The sequence below is a fragment of the Streptomyces sp. MMCC 100 genome, from assembly GCF_041538145.2.
Classification (GTDB): Bacteria; Actinomycetota; Actinomycetes; order Streptomycetales; family Streptomycetaceae; genus Streptomyces.
In genome coordinates, this window is record NZ_JBGORK020000001.1 from 3,753,483 (window position 1) to 3,770,188 (window position 16,706).

Annotated in this window: 15 protein-coding genes and 3 pseudogenes; 11 read left to right on the top strand and 7 right to left on the bottom strand. The window is 68.9% G+C overall.

The window, feature by feature from the left end:
- Positions 1-215 precede the first annotated feature (215 nt).
- The 5 genes and pseudogenes from ABS735_RS17535 to ABS735_RS17555 all read left to right on the top strand — a co-directional run bounded on the left by ABS735_RS17535 (position 216) and on the right by ABS735_RS17555 (position 4,211).
- Entirely contained in the window at positions 216-752 is a 537-nt protein-coding gene (locus ABS735_RS17535) for a GNAT family N-acetyltransferase (protein WP_373905215.1), read from the top strand.
- A gap of 104 nt (positions 753-856) precedes the next feature.
- Positions 857-1,612: pseudogene (locus ABS735_RS17540) on the top strand (IS5 family transposase).
- Positions 1,613-1,791: 179 nt separating this feature from the next.
- Positions 1,792-2,487 carry an SAM-dependent methyltransferase gene (locus tag ABS735_RS17545; RefSeq protein ID WP_373905214.1) on the top strand — a complete coding sequence of 232 codons (696 nt, stop codon included), beginning with the start codon at positions 1,792-1,794 and terminating at the stop codon, positions 2,485-2,487.
- A 552-nt stretch (positions 2,488-3,039) separates the two neighbouring features.
- A complete protein-coding gene (locus ABS735_RS17550; RefSeq protein WP_373905213.1) occupies positions 3,040-3,330 on the top strand; it encodes a hypothetical protein in 291 nt (96 codons plus the stop codon).
- A gap of 36 nt (positions 3,331-3,366) precedes the next feature.
- Positions 3,367-4,211, top strand: a protein-coding gene (locus ABS735_RS17555) for an IS5 family transposase (protein WP_373905212.1) whose coding sequence is annotated in 2 segments (ribosomal slippage) — positions 3,367-3,720 and positions 3,723-4,211 — 843 coding nt in all. Because the reading frame shifts where the segments join, the coding sequence is not laid out codon by codon here.
- Between the two features lie 78 nt (positions 4,212-4,289).
- On the opposite strand, the pseudogene ABS735_RS17560 reads toward ABS735_RS17555, so the two are convergent.
- Positions 4,290-4,605, bottom strand: a pseudogene (locus ABS735_RS17560) (transposase); the annotation flags it as partial.
- Positions 4,606-4,687: 82 nt separating this feature from the next.
- Positions 4,688-4,975 (bottom strand): hypothetical protein, encoded by a 288-nt coding sequence (locus tag ABS735_RS17565; RefSeq protein WP_373905211.1) that lies wholly within the window; start codon positions 4,973-4,975, stop codon positions 4,688-4,690.
- Positions 4,976-5,291: 316 nt separating this feature from the next.
- Between ABS735_RS17565 and ABS735_RS17570 the strand changes: the two genes are divergently transcribed.
- A complete protein-coding gene (locus tag ABS735_RS17570; RefSeq protein ID WP_373905210.1) occupies positions 5,292-6,005 on the top strand; it encodes an IS5 family transposase in 714 nt (237 codons plus the stop codon).
- Between the two features lie 1,210 nt (positions 6,006-7,215).
- Positions 7,216-7,515: pseudogene (locus ABS735_RS17575) on the top strand (alpha/beta hydrolase); the annotation flags it as partial.
- 133 nt (positions 7,516-7,648) lie between these two features.
- Here the strand turns inward: ABS735_RS17575 and ABS735_RS17580 are convergent.
- The 5 genes from ABS735_RS17580 to puuE form a co-directional block, all read right to left on the bottom strand.
- Positions 7,649-8,749 carry a type I phosphomannose isomerase catalytic subunit gene (locus ABS735_RS17580; protein ID WP_373905209.1) on the bottom strand — a complete coding sequence of 367 codons (1,101 nt, stop codon included), beginning with the start codon at positions 8,747-8,749 and terminating at the stop codon, positions 7,649-7,651.
- Between the two features lie 32 nt (positions 8,750-8,781).
- The gene (locus tag ABS735_RS17585; RefSeq protein WP_373905208.1) at positions 8,782-9,621 is read right to left on the bottom strand and encodes an SDR family oxidoreductase; all 840 of its coding nucleotides are present in this window, start codon (positions 9,619-9,621) and stop codon (positions 8,782-8,784) included.
- Between the two features lie 241 nt (positions 9,622-9,862).
- The gene (locus ABS735_RS17590; RefSeq protein ID WP_373905207.1) at positions 9,863-10,399 is read right to left on the bottom strand and encodes a VOC family protein; all 537 of its coding nucleotides are present in this window, start codon (positions 10,397-10,399) and stop codon (positions 9,863-9,865) included.
- Between the two features lie 4 nt (positions 10,400-10,403).
- Positions 10,404-11,384, bottom strand: a complete 981-nt coding sequence (locus ABS735_RS17595; protein WP_373905206.1) for a TIGR03557 family F420-dependent LLM class oxidoreductase — start codon at positions 11,382-11,384, stop codon at positions 10,404-10,406.
- A 508-nt stretch (positions 11,385-11,892) separates the two neighbouring features.
- Positions 11,893-12,885, bottom strand: a complete 993-nt coding sequence (gene puuE / locus ABS735_RS17600) for an allantoinase PuuE (protein ID WP_373905205.1) — start codon at positions 12,883-12,885, stop codon at positions 11,893-11,895.
- A gap of 214 nt (positions 12,886-13,099) precedes the next feature.
- On the opposite strand from puuE, the gene ABS735_RS17605 reads away from it, so the two are divergent.
- The 4 genes from ABS735_RS17605 to ABS735_RS17620 all read left to right on the top strand — a co-directional run bounded on the left by ABS735_RS17605 (position 13,100) and on the right by ABS735_RS17620 (position 16,706).
- Positions 13,100-13,867, top strand: a complete 768-nt coding sequence (locus ABS735_RS17605) for an FCD domain-containing protein (RefSeq protein ID WP_373905204.1) — start codon at positions 13,100-13,102, stop codon at positions 13,865-13,867.
- Between the two features lie 100 nt (positions 13,868-13,967).
- A complete protein-coding gene (locus ABS735_RS17610; RefSeq protein ID WP_373905203.1) occupies positions 13,968-15,131 on the top strand; it encodes a sialidase family protein in 1,164 nt (387 codons plus the stop codon).
- 114 nt (positions 15,132-15,245) lie between these two features.
- Positions 15,246-15,878: a hypothetical protein gene (locus ABS735_RS17615; RefSeq protein ID WP_373905202.1), complete on the top strand. Its 633-nt coding sequence runs from the start codon at positions 15,246-15,248 to the stop codon at positions 15,876-15,878.
- Between the two features lie 30 nt (positions 15,879-15,908).
- A complete protein-coding gene (locus ABS735_RS17620; RefSeq protein ID WP_373905201.1) occupies positions 15,909-16,706 on the top strand; it encodes an energy-coupling factor transporter transmembrane component T family protein in 798 nt (265 codons plus the stop codon).

Here is a 16,706-nt window from a genome sequence, read left to right on the forward strand (position 1 = left end):
TCGGTCTCGCCTCCACGCCCACCAACGGCGCGGGCATCGGTTTCATCCGCGTTGGCCTGATCCTCTACTGGGATTACAAGCTGGCGACCGCACTGTTCTGGCGGTCCGCCGCGGAGGCCGGCGACGGGATACGTGCCAGAGCCGTGGGTGCTGCCGCCAGAAGCGATCACCGAGTTCGCTTGGCCAGTGCCGGGCGGAGAGATCATCATGTGGGAATGTCCGAGAACCGATCTACTGTCGCACGGACTGCGGTGCGGCTCGCCCAGTACACGAAGGCGGACCAGGAGGAGATCCTCGGCAACAGCGATGATCCCTTCGGGGTCGCCTGGACCGGTTTGACCTGGCTGCCGAAGGAAGAGCACTTCGGCATCCGGCACGACGGCCGCCTCGTGGCACACGCCGGCCTGCTGCGACTGCCTGTTGCGATCGGCGACGCCGAGACAGAGGTGGTGGGGGTCGGCGGGGTGGCCGTCTCACCCGGCATGCAAGGTCAGGGCCTCGCTCGCCTCGTCGTCGCAGCTGCCCTGGAGCACGCCCGAACGATGGGTCCTCAACACTCACTCCTCTTCTGCCGGCCTCCCCTCGTGCCGCTCTACCAGCGCCTCGGATGGCACCCGCTCGACAAGGGCGTACTCGTCGAACAACCAGAAGGCCGCCTCGTGACCATGCCGCTGCGGACCATGGTGACGCCTCTGCACGACGACGCCCGGTGGCACTCAGGGTCAGTACGGCTGTTCTCACTTCCCATGTGACGGGCCCCTTCAGCAAGAGCCGTGCAGCGCGGCGACACAGAGTTCGCCCATCCCGCACCGGTGCCAGGTCGTGTCTCTTCGATCAGTTGCTCGTTGTTCTGGTCATGCTCAGCAGGGGGGATCTGACCGACGACGAGTGGGCGGTCTCGGAGCCGCTGCTACCGAAGAGCAACAACCGATGTGGCAGGTGGCGGGTGAAATCGACTGGGACATCAACATCGACTCCACCTCGATCCGCGCTCACCTGCACGCCGCCGGAGCGCCATAGGCACCGCCGCCACCCTGTCGGCCACATCAAAGGGGGGCAGCGGAAAGATCAGCTCACATGCGCGCGCACTTGTATCTGCGGCCGTTCTTGGAGGAGGCGGTGCGGCAGGCGAGGCTCTCGGTCGCTCGCGCGGCGGGCTGACGACGAAGCTGCACCTGAGCGCGGACGGCAAGCGCCGGCCGCTGTCGCTGGTCATCACACCAGGGCAGTGGGTCGACTGTACGCAGTTCGAAGCGGTCATGGACAAGATTTGTGTTCCTCGGCTGGGCCCGGGTCGGCCTCGCCGAAGGCCCGACAGTGTGGGTGCCGACAAGGCATACAGCAACCGCAGACCCGCACCTATCTGCGCGAGCGCGGTATCCGACACGTGATCCCGGAGAAGCGGCACCAGACAGCCGGCCGCCTGCGCAGAGGATCCCGCGGCCGACGGCCTCCCGGACTCGACAAGGACCGCTACAAGAAGCGCAACACCGTCGAGCGCGCGATCAACAAGCTGAAGCAGTTCAGAGCTGTTGCAACCCGCTACGACAAGCGATACGTCTTCCTCGGCACCGTCACCGCCGCAGCACTCCTGATCTGGCTACGCTCCTGACCGGAGGCATATCCGACTGCCGCCCGCACCGTCCCATGTGGACCAAGAGCCGACGTAGTAGGGCCAAAACGGGTTGCGACCGGGCATGTGATCGGCTTGGGTGCATGCTCGTGACTGCATTGAACGATCTCGTACGTCCGGACCCCTATCCACGCTCCTCTCGGTATGACCCCGCCTGGTTGCTCGACCTCGACATGGGGCCGAACCCGCTGTGGCTGTTGGAAGACCTCGCCCACGATCTCGACCTGCGCCCGGGCATGCGGGTTCTCGACCTCGGCTCCGGCAAGGGCGCCACCTCGGTGTTCCTGGCCCGCGAGTACGGAGTCGAGGTCGTCGCGGCCGACCTGTGGATCGCCCCCGAACAGGCGGCAGCGGTCTTCGCCGAGGCGGGGGTCGGTGACCAGGTGGAGGCCGTGCGAGCGGAGGCGCACGCCCTGCCGTTCGAGGAGCAGAGCTTCGACGCGATCGTCAGCGTGGACGCCTTCGAGTACTTCGGTACGGCGGACAACTTCCTGCCCTACCTGCTGCGCTTCCTCCGGCCCGGGGGACAGCTGGGCATGGCGACCCCCGCCATGACACGGGAGATCCGTGAACTCGGGATGATCCCGCCCCACATCAAGAAAGTGGTCGGCTGGGAAGCGATCGCCTGGCACACGGCGGAGTGGTGGCGCTTCCAGTGGGACATCACCGAGTTGGTGAAGGTCACATCCGCGCGGCTGCAGCAGAACGCCTGGCAGGACTGGCTGCTGTGGGCCCGGGCCGGCGCTGAACACCATCCCGACGGCCAGAGCGCGAACCAGCCCGTTATCGACATGCTTACCACGGACCGCGGAGAATTCCTCTCCTTCGCTCTGGTAACCGCACATAAGAACTGAGCAGACGCCACGTCGACGGTGTGTCTCTCCGGTCGTGACCGGAGAGACAGAACCTAGTTCTCACCAACATATTCCGGCTCTGCGAGAGACAAGCGCGCTGCCCAAAGTCGGTGACAAACGAGTGTCGGCTCTCGAGTACGAAGCCAATCGGAACCGACAAGAAGAGTGACGCCTCTCCACGCTGAATGAGGCGGCGCGGCCTCAGGGGAATGCGAGACTCGCTGGGACGTCGCCTGCGCAGCCGCCGGGCCGGGCCCTCCCACTGGGAGGACCGGGCCCGAGCTGTGACCGGCGGCTGCGGCCGAGTTCATTCAGAGCAGGTGTGTGATGTGCCGCTCCCACCGGTACGACCGGTGACCGTGCCCTCCCTCGCCAGGGGCAGGGACGTTCTGCAGTTCCTCGGACATGGTGATCTTCCGTTCGGCGGGGAAGGGTCTTCGCCATGATCAAGCCCGGTCGGCGTTGACAATGATCGTGATCAATACATCTAGGCGGTTTCGTTTGGATCAGGGGCGGGTGATGGCGGTCGTTCGTGGGTGGCAGTCTGGGGCCATGAGACCCTGGGACACCGCCGCCGAGGACGACCTGCGGCGTCTGCTCAATGAGTGGGATCCGATCGGCGTCGCTGACGAAGTGCAGGACGAGTACGACTGCATGCTCGATCCTCTGCTCCAGCGGCTTCGTTCCGGCGCCGACCAGGCCGCGATCGGTAAGTTCCTGCGGCACGAGCTGGAAGATCATTTCGGTCTGTACTCTCTGGGCCTGCGGCCAGACGTCATGGCCGCCCTAGTGATCGACTGGTGGACTTCGACCAGCCCGGCTGGTGACGTGGCCGGTGCATAGCCGCTCCCTTCCGATCGTCTGATCGTTGGTCCGGTTGTGCCGTTGACTGACGCGCAGTGGGCGCGGATCGAGCCGTTGCTTCCGGATCGGACGCCGAAGCGGGGTGGGCGGTGGCGCGATCACCGCGACGTGATCGACGCGATCGCCTACAAGTTCCAGACTGGGACGCAGTGGATGTATCTGCCAGAGAAGTTCGGCAACTGGCGGGGTGTCTACAACCGGCTGCGGATGTGGGCCGCTGACGGCACGTGGGAGCGCGTGTTCACCGCGCTCATGACCCAGGCCGACGAGGAGGACGACCTGGACTGGGTGGTCTCGGTAGACTCCACGATCGTCCGTGCCCACCAGCATGCCGCCGGGGCCCACAAAAAGGGGCCCCGGCAGGCGAGCCGGCAGACCATGCCATCGGCCGGTCCCGCGGAGGACTGACGACCAAGATCCACCTCGCGGCCGACGGTCGCTGCCGCCCCTTGGCCTTCTTCCTGACCGGCGGACAGGCCAACGACGCGCCGGCCTTCACCGAGGTGATGGCACGCCTGCGTGTCCCGCGGCGCCGGGGCAGGCCCCGCACCAGACCCGACGTAGTCCTGGCGGACAAGGCGTATTCATCCCGCGCGATCCGCCGGCACCTGCGCTCTCGTCGCATCCGGGCCGTCATCCCGGTCCGGGCCGACCAGAACGTCCACCGGCTGAGGCGCGGCAGCCGGGGCGGGCGCCCACCTGCCTTCGACCGAGAGGCATACAGGCAGCGCAACACCGTCGAGCGGTGCATCAACCGCCTCAAGCAATGGCGAGGGATCGCCACCCGCTACGAGAAGACCGCGACCATTTACCTGGCCGGCCTCCACGTCGCCGGCATCTTCCTCTGGTCAGCCCGCTGATCCAAACGACAGGCCCTAGCGCCTCAACCTGCTGGAGCGGGTCGGCCCTGCATCCGAGGCTGTACTCGGTGATGACGTCCCGGCCGCGTCGTGGTGGGCCCGGGCGGCGGTGGAGTCGATGCTGACCAGAGAAAGGTCCACCTCACCCCGCTTTGCGGCCTCCGCGATCAAGCCCTCCAGCAGGGCCGCGAAGACCCCGGCGCCCCGCCACTGCCGGAAGCGGTCGTGAACGGTCGATCAGGCACCGAACTGCGTCGGCATCTCCCGCCACTGTCCGCCAGATCACACCCTCGAACTGTTGCCGCAGCCGTCCGGGGTACGGGCCATACTCGCCGATGGGCAGGTACGGCCCGATGAACTGCCAATCCTCATCCGTCAGTTGTACTCGTGTCATGCAAGAAGATCTATCCTCCCCAGGCGCGCCGCGGAGGCGAAAACCTGGGACTGCCACCGTCGGCCATCGAGTCGAACTGGGCTCAGCCGAGACCGCGATGGGCGGCCCACAACGTCCCGGCGCGGCTGGCAGCGTCTGCGACCAGGGACGCCAGTTCGGGCTTGTCGGGGACTGGGAACGAGACGTACGCGCCCCGACCGCCACCGACGGGTCGGCCATAGGCCTTTACGGCGAGGTGACCGTCCGGGAGAAGCCGGACGTTGAGTGTGGTGAGCGTGAACGCTTCACCGCGTCGAGTGTCCGTCCAGCGAAGCGCCTGCGGGATCGTGACATTGATCGCCAGAGCACTCACTTCCAGGTCGCTGCTCATGGACGCATGATCTCACGCGAGTCCCCACAGGCGGGCGCCACCGGCTTACTGGCCGTTCTCTATCCGCTCGGGTGGTCGGTGGGGTTCGAACAGGGTCCTGGTCTGGGTGAGTCGGCTGGTGCGGATGCATGGAAGAAGGGCCTCTTGGTAGCTCGCGGATGTCGAGTCCAACGAGAAGCAAGAGGCCCTGTTGTCGAAGTGTCGCGTGGTCACGGTTGCCGGGTCCAGTTGGTCCACTCCTGGGTGTGACTGCCTCGCCCACAGGTTCGGAAACGCCGCTGACCGGCCGGAGCGTCGGCGCCGGTACGGCTCGGACATGAACGATGAGGAGTGGGCCCTTGTACGGGATCTTCTGCCCGTTCCGGGCTGGCTGGCGGGACGGAACGGGCGGCCGGAGGGCTACTGCCACCGACAGATGATCGACGCGATCCGCTACCTCGTCGACAACGGCATCAAGTGGCGGTCGATGCCTTCGGACTTCCCGCCCTGGCCACGGGTGTACGCCTTCTTCGCCCGCTGGCGGGACACGGGACTGGTGGCCGAGGTGCACGACCGGCTGCGTGATGCCGTCCGTGTTGCCGAAGGCCGTGATCAGGAGCCGAGTGCGGCCATCGTGGACTCGCAGTCGGTCAAGGCGGACGCCACCGTCGCCCTCACCTCAAGGGGCTTCGACGTCGGCAAGAAGGCCAACGGGCGCAAGCGGCACCTGCTCACCGACACGCTCGGGCTGCTGCTGGACGTGCTGGTCACCCCGGCCTCAACCACTGACCGGGACGCCGCCCGCATCCTCCTGGGAGTCACCCTCGACATCGTCCGCCGCAGCGACGACACCCGCGGCTTCGAGGTGCTGCCCCGCCGCTGGGCCGTGGAACGGTCTTTCGCCTGGTGCCTGCGCAGCCGGCGCCTGGCCCGGGACTACGAGCGGCGCACCGACACCAGCGAGGCCCTCATCCTGTGGTCCATGACCATGCTCACGAGCCGCCGCGTGACCGCCCGGCACCAGGGCCCTGCTCAGATGCGGGCAGTGTGAACCTGCCCGGCTTCTTCTCCACCAGCCAGCCCCGCTCCACCAGGTACGGGCGTCGCGTCGGGATGCTTCGGGCGTACCGTCGCGGACCGAGTGCGCCCAGGCGTACAGCGACGACAACGGAAGCACTCGGCTGCGCAGGCCGGACGCCCTGGGATGAGACAGGCGCAAGTCACGTCACGCCTCACTTGCCACCCCACCTGACCAGCAAAGATCACCTCGCATCTCCAGCAGCACCAGCACCACAGCCTGTCGGTCTACAAACCACTGGGTAAACGGACAGGCCAGGCGAAAACGACCTCTAAGGGAGGCGGGCCCACCCGCGTGTCCGGGCAGTCACCACCAGGACGAAAGCTGCGCCGGGCCCGGCCTTCACTCCTCCGCGACGCCTTCCGCGAGGAGAGCGGCGACGCGGTCGTGTTGGGACGGGTCCGTCAGGGCGATGCCGGGGGTGCTGGCACGCAGGACGCTGGCTCCGTTCCCGGCGTTCACGCCGCCCGTGGCGACGATTCGCAGGCGGGGGAAGGGGCCAGCTGCGGCCCTCGGCGCCAGTGCCGGACCGCCGGGAACAGGCGAGGACCTCGTTGGTGTCCTGCGCGATTCCGTCGACCGCCTCACCGCAGCCGGCCCAGCCCACGAGCAGCACACCAGCAGGCTCCTGGCCGCCGACCTCGGCACCGTCACCGACATGCTGGAGACCGACGGCGATCGTCCGGCCACCCTTCAGGGGTTGCACGCTAGCCGCCGACCTCGCCCACGTCCTTGCCTGGCGCGCCACTTCGACCACGGCGCGCACCTCCTCGCAGCTCGGTACTGGATGGCTGCTCTCCACAACCCCTCACGCCCTCGGCGACACCGCGCTCCTGGTGTTGCTGGGCGGAAGCGTCACGGCGGTGGGGGCGTGGCTGCGGCAGCAAGCCGGGCCGGCTCGGCGAAGGAGCCTCCAGCGGTCAGAGCGGCGAAGCCGCTGAAACCGGAGCGTCCCATGACGCTGAAGGAACGGCGTGCCCAGGTCGCCGACTTGCGCAGGCCCAAGGAGCCGGGTCCGAGCATCAGCCTTCCCGGAAACAGGACCCTCAAAAGCGACGCGTGATGGTGCGGAGCGGCGTTGCAGGTGGCTGCCGACCGGTCGTGGGTCAGCGCAGGCTGGTCGCCCATGCCGTGAGTGCGGCGAAGCCGTCGCTGGTAAGGCCGCAGCGGGGGTCGATCCTGAGTCTCGCTGGGATGTGGACTCGGTGTTCCGTTCGTCGCTGCGGAACCGCGGGTCCGCGCGGCGGTACTGGGTTTGGGCGGGGTGCAGGCGTCGGCCGAGGCCGCCGCGAGGATCACCGCCCCGGTGGAGTTCTTGGTGCAGTGGGACGATGAGCGGGTGCCGCGAGTTCAGAGTCTGGCGCTGTTCGATGCCTTGGCCTCGGCCGAGAAGACCCTGCACGCCAATCCCGGCAAGCATCGGGAGATCCCTGCCTTCGTGCTGGAGAGCACGCTGAGGTTCTTCGCCCGGCACCTCGTCTGATACCGCGGCCCGCGACGCGCCGGTCGGGAACCGGATGCCGATCGGCACGTTCGCTGCAACGGGTGGACATCCGAGTCCCGTCGTTCGCTGCGACTTGAGATATCAGGGACGATGGCCTCCTTCCGTTTCCCAGTCATGGAGGCAGTCGTCGGGTCCGTGACTTCGCTGTCCCCGTGCCGCGGATGCCCGCGCCCAGGCCGGCGATGACCTGGAGTGAGTAGCCGGCCTCAAGCAACGGGCGGCGCACGTCGCGGTCGAGGTCGGGCAGGTAGCCGAACAGCACGTCGGCCGGACCGGCGATCTCGACCTTCCCGCAGACCGCAGGCAGCAGCAGAGTTTCCGCCTGGCCGAGCTCGCCGCTCCAGGCACCCGCCCGCACCTCCACCGGGCCGCCGACATTGGACAGGACCTGCGCGGTGGCGAACGAGTGCCGCAACGGCTCCGCCGTCCCGGCATGCCAGCGTTCGAGAGCGAAGTACGGGCCCGCGCACAAGAAGACCCGCTCCACCCCGTCAGCGACGGCAACCCTCAGGCCGGGCAGGAAATCCGGCCTGGCATCCAGATCGACCTGCTGCATCAGCATGTCGAGATTCGAACCGAATTCCGCATCGTCCACAGGAGACCCGTCCTCCATCCTCCAGCGCATCGCATGCTGCTGAATGTCGGACGTCTGCTCGATCTCGTAGACCAGAGTGTCGGGGCCGAAGCTGTGCAGGGTCCCGCCGGGAACGTACAGGGTCTCACCCGCGCGCACCGGCAGACGCCGGAGTACCGCGTCGAAGTCCTGCGCCTCCAGTGCGGCGCGCAGCTGTTCGGCCGTCACACCCTGCTTCACGCCGCACAGGGCGGTGGCGCCGGGTGCGGCGTCAAGGATGTGCCATGCCTCGGTCTTGCCGTTGGGCTGCCCTTCCAGGCGGCAGGCGGCCTCGTCGTCGGCGTGCAGATGCACGGGCAGGGTCCCCGCCGCGTCGATGAACTTCGTCAGTACGGGGAAGTACTGCCCGGACCATCCGGCGCCCATGAGGGCTTCAGCGTGGTCGGTGACCACCTGGCGCAAGGAAACACCGGCCAGGGGCCCGTCGGCCACGACGCCGCTGTGGCCCTCGACATCGCTGCACTCCCAAGTTTCCGCGATGCTCCAGTCAGGAATGCCGGTCTTGCCCAGTCGGCCGGCGATCGCATGCCCGCCGAAGACCAGCGATTTCGCCGTGACGGTCAGCCGCAGCGGGTACAAACCGGGCCTTCTGCCGTCCGTCCGGTGCGCGCTCACAGGATCGGCTGCCCGCCGGTCACCGCGATACGGGCGCCGGAGACATAGCTGGCCTCGTCCGAGGCGAGCAGCACGTAGACCGGCGCCAGCTCGGCCGGCTGCCCCGGCCGCCCCAGCGGGACTTGAGAACCGAACGTCTCCACCTGCTCGGGCGGCATCGTCGCCGGGATGAGCGGTGTCCAGATGGGGCCCGGGGCGACACTGTTGGCGCGGATGCCTCGCGAGGCCAGCATCTGGGCCAGCGAGCCCACCATGTTCGCGATACCCGCCTTGGTGACGTCGTAGGCCAGCAACTGCGGCGGCGGACTGTCCGAGTTCACCGACGTGCTCCCGATGATCGCCGAGCCGGGCCGCATGTGCGGGACGGCGGCCTTGGTGAGGTGGAAGAAGGCGCTGATGTTGATCGCCAGGGTGCGGTCCCACTCCTCATCGGGAATGTCCTCGATGGAGTCCCGCGTCATCTGAAAGGCGGCGTTGTTCACCAGCACATCGATCCGGCCGAACGCCTCCACTGCCCTGTCGACGATCGACCGGCAGTGCGCCGGATCGGCCACGTCCCCGGGCACGAGCACACACGTGCGCCCCGCCTCCCGCACCCACCGCCGGGTCTCTTCCGCATCCTCGTGCTCGTCGAGGTAGGAGACCAGGACGTCGGCGCCCTCACGCGCGTAGGCGATCGCCACCGCACGCCCGATCCCGCTGTCTCCGCCGGTGATCACCGCCGTCTTGCCGGTCAGCCGACCGGCCCCGCGGTAGCTCTCCTCGCCGTGATCAGGCCCGGGAACCATCTCGGAAGTCACACCGGGCGGAGACTGCTGCTGTCGGGGCTGGGACATGATGCCTCCCGGGAACGGTCGAACCGGAACGGGGAGTGGCCGGCGGCCAACACCGCACGAGACGGTCGAGGGGCGACGGAGGCGCTGAGGTCGTCGCGCGCTCCGACCGGATGACGGAGGCCGGAGACCTGCGTCCACCCCCATGGTCACCTGCCGACGGACAGCCCGCCATGCGGCCACCCGGTGCCGTGTCGGCAGTCGGACCCGGCCACTACTCAATGTCCCCGAATCGCACCCTGCGTCACCGATCTGTACGCGGCCGGTAGCGCCGACGCGAGGTGTGCTCTTCGTAGGGCTGCGGGTCGGGATAGGTGATCAGTTCCAACGTGCTGCCCCACGGCGTTCGCGTGTACACCATGCGGTTGTGCGGGCCGGCCTCCGGGCCCGGCAGCGGTTGCGGTCCGGACAGAGCGCGGCCGCCTGCCTGCTCGACATCGGCGACGGCGCGGTCGACGTCGTCGACGTACACGGCGAGGTGCTGCCAGCCGAGATCGCACGGGAGCGCAGCGTCCTGCTGGCGCGGCCCGTCGAACTCGAAGAGTTCCATGCCGGGACCGTGGGGCAGTGCGAGCATCCGGATCGCTCGCTGCCGACTGCCGGGCGGTACGCCCAGCCGCTGCTCCAGACCCGCGCCGCCGTTGGGACCGTCCTCACGGCGCAGCGTGTCGTAGAGCACCTCGGCACCCAGGGCCCGGACGAAGAAGTCGGTCGCCGCTTCGAGGTCGGGGACGGTGACCCCGACATGGTCGATGCCACGGCAGACGGAGTCCTGTGCCACGGGCTCAGGAACCGGTGCCGGACGCACGCAGGCGGCGCAGGGGCTGATCGAGCTCACGCTGGTAGAAGTCGATGAATCCGTCGGGGTCCGGGCCGGCGTTCTGCAGCACCAGCCGGTCGAAGCCCGCGTCGGCGTACCGCTGGACCGCTGCGACGTAACGCGCCGGGTCAGGTCCGCAGGCGAACTTCTCGAGGATGTCTTCCTCTCGCACGGTGGCGGTGGCCGCGTCGAAGTTGACCGGGTTGGGGAGTTCACTCATCACCTTCCACCCCGTCAGCGCCCACCGTGACGTCCTCAAAGCCTCCTGAGCGGCGGACCGCTCGTCCCGCGCCCACGCCATGGGCACCTCCGCGTATCCGGGCCCGGAGCCGCCGGCGTTCCGGTAGTGCTGGACGATCGACGCCTTGTCCTCCGTGGCGAACAAGCCGTCGCCGAGTTCAGCGGCGATCCGCGCGGAGTGCGGTCCGCTCGCGGCGACGGCGATGAGCGGAAGCTGCTCGGGCAGGTCGAACACCCGGGCATCCGCCAGCCGGAGGTGCTTCCCGTCGAACGAGCGGTAGCCGCCGCGCCACAGCAGGCGGATGATCTGCAGCGCCTCGCGGAGCAGCTCGTGCCGCTCGCTCACGGTGTCGGGGAAACCCCGGCCGACGACGTGCTCGTTGAGCCGTTCACCGGAGCCTACGCCCAGGACGAAGCGGCCCTCGGAGACCAGAGCGAGGGTGGCCGCGGCCTGCGCGATGATCGCCGGGTGATAGCGGATCGTCGGACACGTGACTCCGGTGACCAGCGCGACACGTTCCGTCCTGGCGGCGATCGCGCCCAGCACCGTCCAGGTGAAGGACGAGTGTCCCTGGACGTCGAGCCATGGGTGGTAGTGATCGCTCATCTCGACGAAGTCGAAACCCGCCTCCTCCGCACGGACCGCCTGCCGGATGAGTTCTCGTGGGCCGAAGGCTTCCGACGCCAGTTTGTAGCCGATTTTCATACGACGACCCTGACACCCGGCGTGATCGGAGCTGGGCGAACACCACCGGGCGGGCTGCCACCTCCATCCGAATGGCGCCTCAGCCGGCCTCGGGCCCACGGGCAGCAACACGACCGCCGCCCGAGCGAGCAGCCCCGTGCGGTGCTGCGGTGACTCCTGCGAAGCGCGTCACAGCGGAACGGGGGCTGGGGAACATCCGTGGCAGATCGCGCGGTGCCCGTCGGCCCTGGTGGGCGATCGACGGCCGTTCCGGAACGGCACGTCCCACCAAACAGTGCCGGCGGGGGAACGCCGCCCAACCGGCCCAGGCCCGTAGTCCTTGCAGAGACCGGGCCCTGGCCAGCGTCAACCCCCCCCAGGCAGGCGGGACCCACTGGCCGCTTGGCGAACCAACGGTGCTTCGTGCAGCAGCGGCGCGCCACATGGTGTGGGAAGACCACCGAGTCCTGCCAAGCCGCCATCACTCTCGAAGCCTCTTGCCGGTGGGCGTGACACTGGTGGACAGGGCTCAGGGGGCAGGTCGGGCCGAGACCAGGGCGTCCGTTGCCAGTGGGTCTGTGGCGTGCGGCAGCCATTGGGCGGCGGGGTGGGTCGCGCGCCAGTGCCGTGCGATGTCGACCCGGCGGGCGACCCATACGTCGGGGTGCCCGGCAACGAGGTCGAGGAATCGGCGCAGGTCGGCGGCGCGTCCGGGCCGTCCGCTGATGCGCAGGTGAAGACCGACGCTCATCATCCGCGGCCGGTCCGCCCCCTCTTCGAGCAGGAGCTCGAGGGCCCGCGTGAGGTAGGCGGAGAACGACTCGGACTGGAACCCGTAGGTGTTGACGTACCGGCCGTCGTTGTTGTCGAGGGTGTAGGGGAGCACGAGCTGTGCGGTGCCGTCAACGTCGACCCAGTAGGGCAGGTCGTCGCCGAAGGAGTCGGAGTCGTAGAGGAAGCCGCCGTGCTCGACGACGAGGCGGCGGGTGTTCGCGCTGTTGCGGCCGGTGTACCAGCCGAGGGGGGCCTGCCCGCAGACCTCGGTGTGGATGCGCACGGCGCGTTCGATGTGGTCGCGCTCTGTGTCCGGCGGCAGTTCGGCGTAGTTGATCCATCGCAGGGAGTGCGAGGCGATCTCCCAGTCGGATGCGCGGGCGGCCGCGACGAGGCCGGGGTTGCGTCGCAGCGACTCGGCGATGCCGAAGACCGTCACGGGCAGAGCGCGTTCCTCGAACAGCCGGCGCAGCCGCCAGAAGCCGGCCCGGGTGCCGTATTCGTACTGGGACTCGACGTTGAGGTTGCGGCGGCCCTGCAGCGCGGTGGTCGGTTCCTCGGTGAGGAAGGCCTCCGAGGCCTCGTCGCCGTGCAGGACGTTGTTCTCGCCGCCCTCCTCGACGTTGATGACGAACTGCACGGCGACCTTCGCGCCGCCAGGCCACTGGGCGTGCGGCGGCCGTCCGCCGTAGCCTGCCAGGTCGCGTGGGTAGTCGTCGGAGGGGCTGGAGGGGGAAGGGAGCGTCATCGGAAGTACCCGCCTAGATCGGACAAGGCCGTGCCGTCACAGGAACAGGCGCGATATCCTGAGTCCGGCAGGCGTCGGTCAGTTTTGACTAACCATGGTCGCCAGAGGATGCCGCGTCAAGTGCGGCGCCCCGGCACCCCCCTGCCCCCTCACCTCGCGGTGGGGGGAACGGCCGGCGGGCGAGGGGTCCGGCGGGACGAGCGAGAGGATGACCATGAACGACCGCGAAGGAGCCATGCTCGCGCTGCTGCAGCTGATGTCGGCGTCGAGCGGGCCGCTGGGCACGCGCAACGCCCAGCGCGAGCTGGCGCGGCGGGGCAGGGAGCTGAGCGAGTCGTCCGTCTCGCGGCTGCTGCGGGAGATGGACACCAGGGGCTGGACGCACCCCGTGGGAACCAAGGGCCGCACCCTCGCGCCGGAGGGCCGGCGCCGCGCGGCCGAGGCAGTCCTCACCCACCGCGCCTCGGACTCGCTGCAGCACGCGGTGCGCGACACCAAGGACCTCCTCGACCTGCTCAGGGCACGCCTGGCCGTGGAGAGCGCGGCCGCGGGCGACGCGGCGCGGGCCCCGGAGGAGGAGCCGCTGACCGAGCTGCGGGAGGTGTGCGAGCAGCACGCCCGGGTGGTGGGGAGCGCGCCGTTGATCGAGCAGCCGGGGCTCCGCTTCCACCGGGGCGTGGTCGGGATGTCGACCAACCGGATGCTCAAGGTGGCCGCCGAGATGATGCTGGCGCCGCAGCTGGACCGGGTGGAGGCGGTGCTCGACACGGTGCTGGCCACCCGGCGCGACGAGGAGAAGGTGGTCGCGGAACACCGGGCGGTGCTGGACCGCATCACGCACCACGACCCAGCGGGTGCGGAGGAAGCCATGCGGACCCACTTCGAGGCGATGATCGCGGCCGTGGAGACGTCGGTCGTCGGCGGCAACGAGGTGCTGGTGCAGCGACTGCTGGAGTGGGTGCCCGAGCACGGTTCTCGATGATGAGCGTTAGTCACTATTGACAGACGCAGGTGGCCGGGCCAACACTGTCGTGCACCGCCGCACAACCGGCGGCGCCGCACCACAGACGACAGGAGCAGGCATGCCCCCGACAGGCACCTTGGCCCCCGCCCGGATCCTCCCGCACCCCACCGGCGCCCGGTACCAGGACGAGTACCGCAAGTGGCAGGGCATCCCGTCGGTCGAGCGTACTCGGGGCGGCCGGCTCTACGCCGACTGGTACACCGGGATGGACACGGAGACGGGTGGCAACTTCGTCGTCGTCACCAGCAGCGACGACGACGGGACCGCCTGGGACGGCCCCCGGTTCGTCGTGGAGCACGACGACCCCGAGGTCCGCGTCTACGACCCCTGCCTGTGGCTCGACCCGAAGGGCCGGCTCTGGCTGACGTGGAACCAGAGCCGTGACTTCTTCGACGGCCGGGTCGGCGTCTGGGCCGCCACGAGCGACAACCCCGACGACGACCAGCCGGACTGGACGGAGCCCCGCCGCATCGCCAACGGCCTGATGATGAACAAGCCCACCGTGCTCTCGGACGGGATGTGGCTGTTCCCCACGGCAATCTGGGCCTGTCACACCCCCACTGAGGAGCACCCGCTGGCAGCGGAACGATTCTCCAACGTCTACGCGTCCACCGACGAGGGCGAGACGATCGCCTACCTCGGTGGGGCCGACGTGCCCAACCGCAGCTTCGACGAGCACATGGTCGTGGAGAAGCGCGACGGCAGGCTGTGGATGCTCGTGCGGTGCTTCGACGGTGTGGGCGAGAGCTACTCCGACGACGGCGGCAGGACCTGGTCGCCCGGCCGCCGCAGCCACGTCGACGGCCCCTGCTCCCGCTTCCACATCCGGCGGCTGCCCTCGGGCCGACTCCTCATGATCAACCATGCCGACTTCGGCGACCGGCGCTCCCGCGAGGAGATCGAGCAGCAGGGCAACGTCAAGGAGTGGAAGGGCCGCACCAACCTCACCGCCTTCCTCAGCGACGACGACGGCGCGACCTGGCCGCACCGCCTCCTGCTCGACGACCGCGACGACGTGTCCTACCCGGACGCCGCCGTCGCCCCCGACGGACGGATCTTCGTCGTCTACGACCACGACCGTTTCGGCGACCGGGGCATCTACCTCGCCCGCTTCACCGAGGCCGACATCCTGGCCGGCCGCTTGGACAGCGCCGGCTCCGCCACCCGTCTCCTCGTCAACCGCGCCCTGGCCCGGCCCGAGCCCGAGGCCGCCAGAGCCTGACGGCCCCCACCCGGCCACCACCAGGTGACCGGCACCCACGGCGATCCCGCCGATCACCTCGCGGAGCGCGTCCCCCAGCCGCCGCACCCGCACTCACCAGCAGAGGAAAGATCCATGGCAACGACATCGTCACTGCCGGCGAAGCGGTGGACGACGCTCCCCAACTGGAAATTCCGGCTCCTGCCCCGCGACACCCGCACCATCATCACGTGCGTGTTCCTCGGCCTCACCATGGCGGTGATCCTCCAGATCACCGAGCGCCTGGACCTGGCCCTGACCGGCGGCAGCGTCCCGATCGTCTCGGCCATCGTGGTCTGCGCGATCTGGGTGCCCGCCGCGGCGTTCTACGGACTGACCGGGGCGCTGATCACCGCGTGGATCAACCCGATCATCTCCAACCTCACGGCCTCCCAGCCCATGGCGCCCTTCCTGTTCCTCACCAACGCCGCGCACACGGTCCCCGTGGCCCTGCTGGTGTGGGCCATGAAGTCCAGGGACAAGGGCCTCAAGCTCTGGCAGCTCGTCCTCATCGGGCAGATCGGCGGCCTGGGCGACGCGTTGATGTTCGGCGTGGGCAACCGGGTCATCCTGCACCTGCCGTGGGGCTTCATCACCGGCCAGGTCCTCGTCGTCCAGCCCTGCTACCTCGCCGGGTCCTTCATCACCTACGGGATCATGCGCCGGCTGGTCAACACCGGGCTCGTCCAGAAGGAGCGCGACGGCAAGGCGGCGGCCGATGCGATCTGACCGGTCCCTCCGTACCAGGGAGCTGCCCCGATGAGCGGAACCATGCTCTACCAGCCCGGAAAAACGTTCCTGCACCGTGCCGACGCGCGCGCGAAGATCGCTGCCATCATCGTCGTCCTGGTCGTCGCCCTGACGACGACCCGCATCGACGTCCTGGTCGCGCTGACCGCCGTCGTCGTCATCGGCCTCGCCGTGCTCGCACGGATCACTCCGCGTTCGTACGCCAAGGCCTTCCTCCTCGTCATCCCGCTCGTCCTCCTGCTCACCCTCCTGCAGGCCCTGGTCCAGGGCGGACCGGCGCTCGCCACGATCGGCGGGGTGTCCCTCTCCCGGTCGGGCGTGCTGCTCGGTCTGGGGATCGGGATGCGCCTGTTCGCCATGGGCATCTGCTTCTACGGGTTCTCGGTGACCACCAGCCCGTCGGACATCGCGCTCGCGCTCCACAAGGTGGGCGTGCCCTACAAGTTCGCCTACCTGACGAGCTTCGCCTTCCGGTTCCTGCCGCTGCTGCAGGACGAGGCCCGGACCCTGCTCACCGCCATGGCGGTCCGCGGATCCGCGGAGAGCAGTTCACGCCATCCGCTGCGGCGCGGCCGGGCCATCGTCCGGATGCTCTTCCCCATGCTGGCCGGCTCCATGAAACGCAGCAGTGACATCGCCCTGTCGATGGAGCTGCGCGGCTACAGCCTGCCGGGTCCGCGGACCTTCCACCGGTCGGCGTCGTTCCGGGCGGGCGACGCCCTTCTGCTCCTCGGCGTCCTCCTGCTGGCCGCCGCCCTGTTCGTCCTGCAGTGGCAACTGCCCGCACCGTTCACCGAAGGGGCGTGA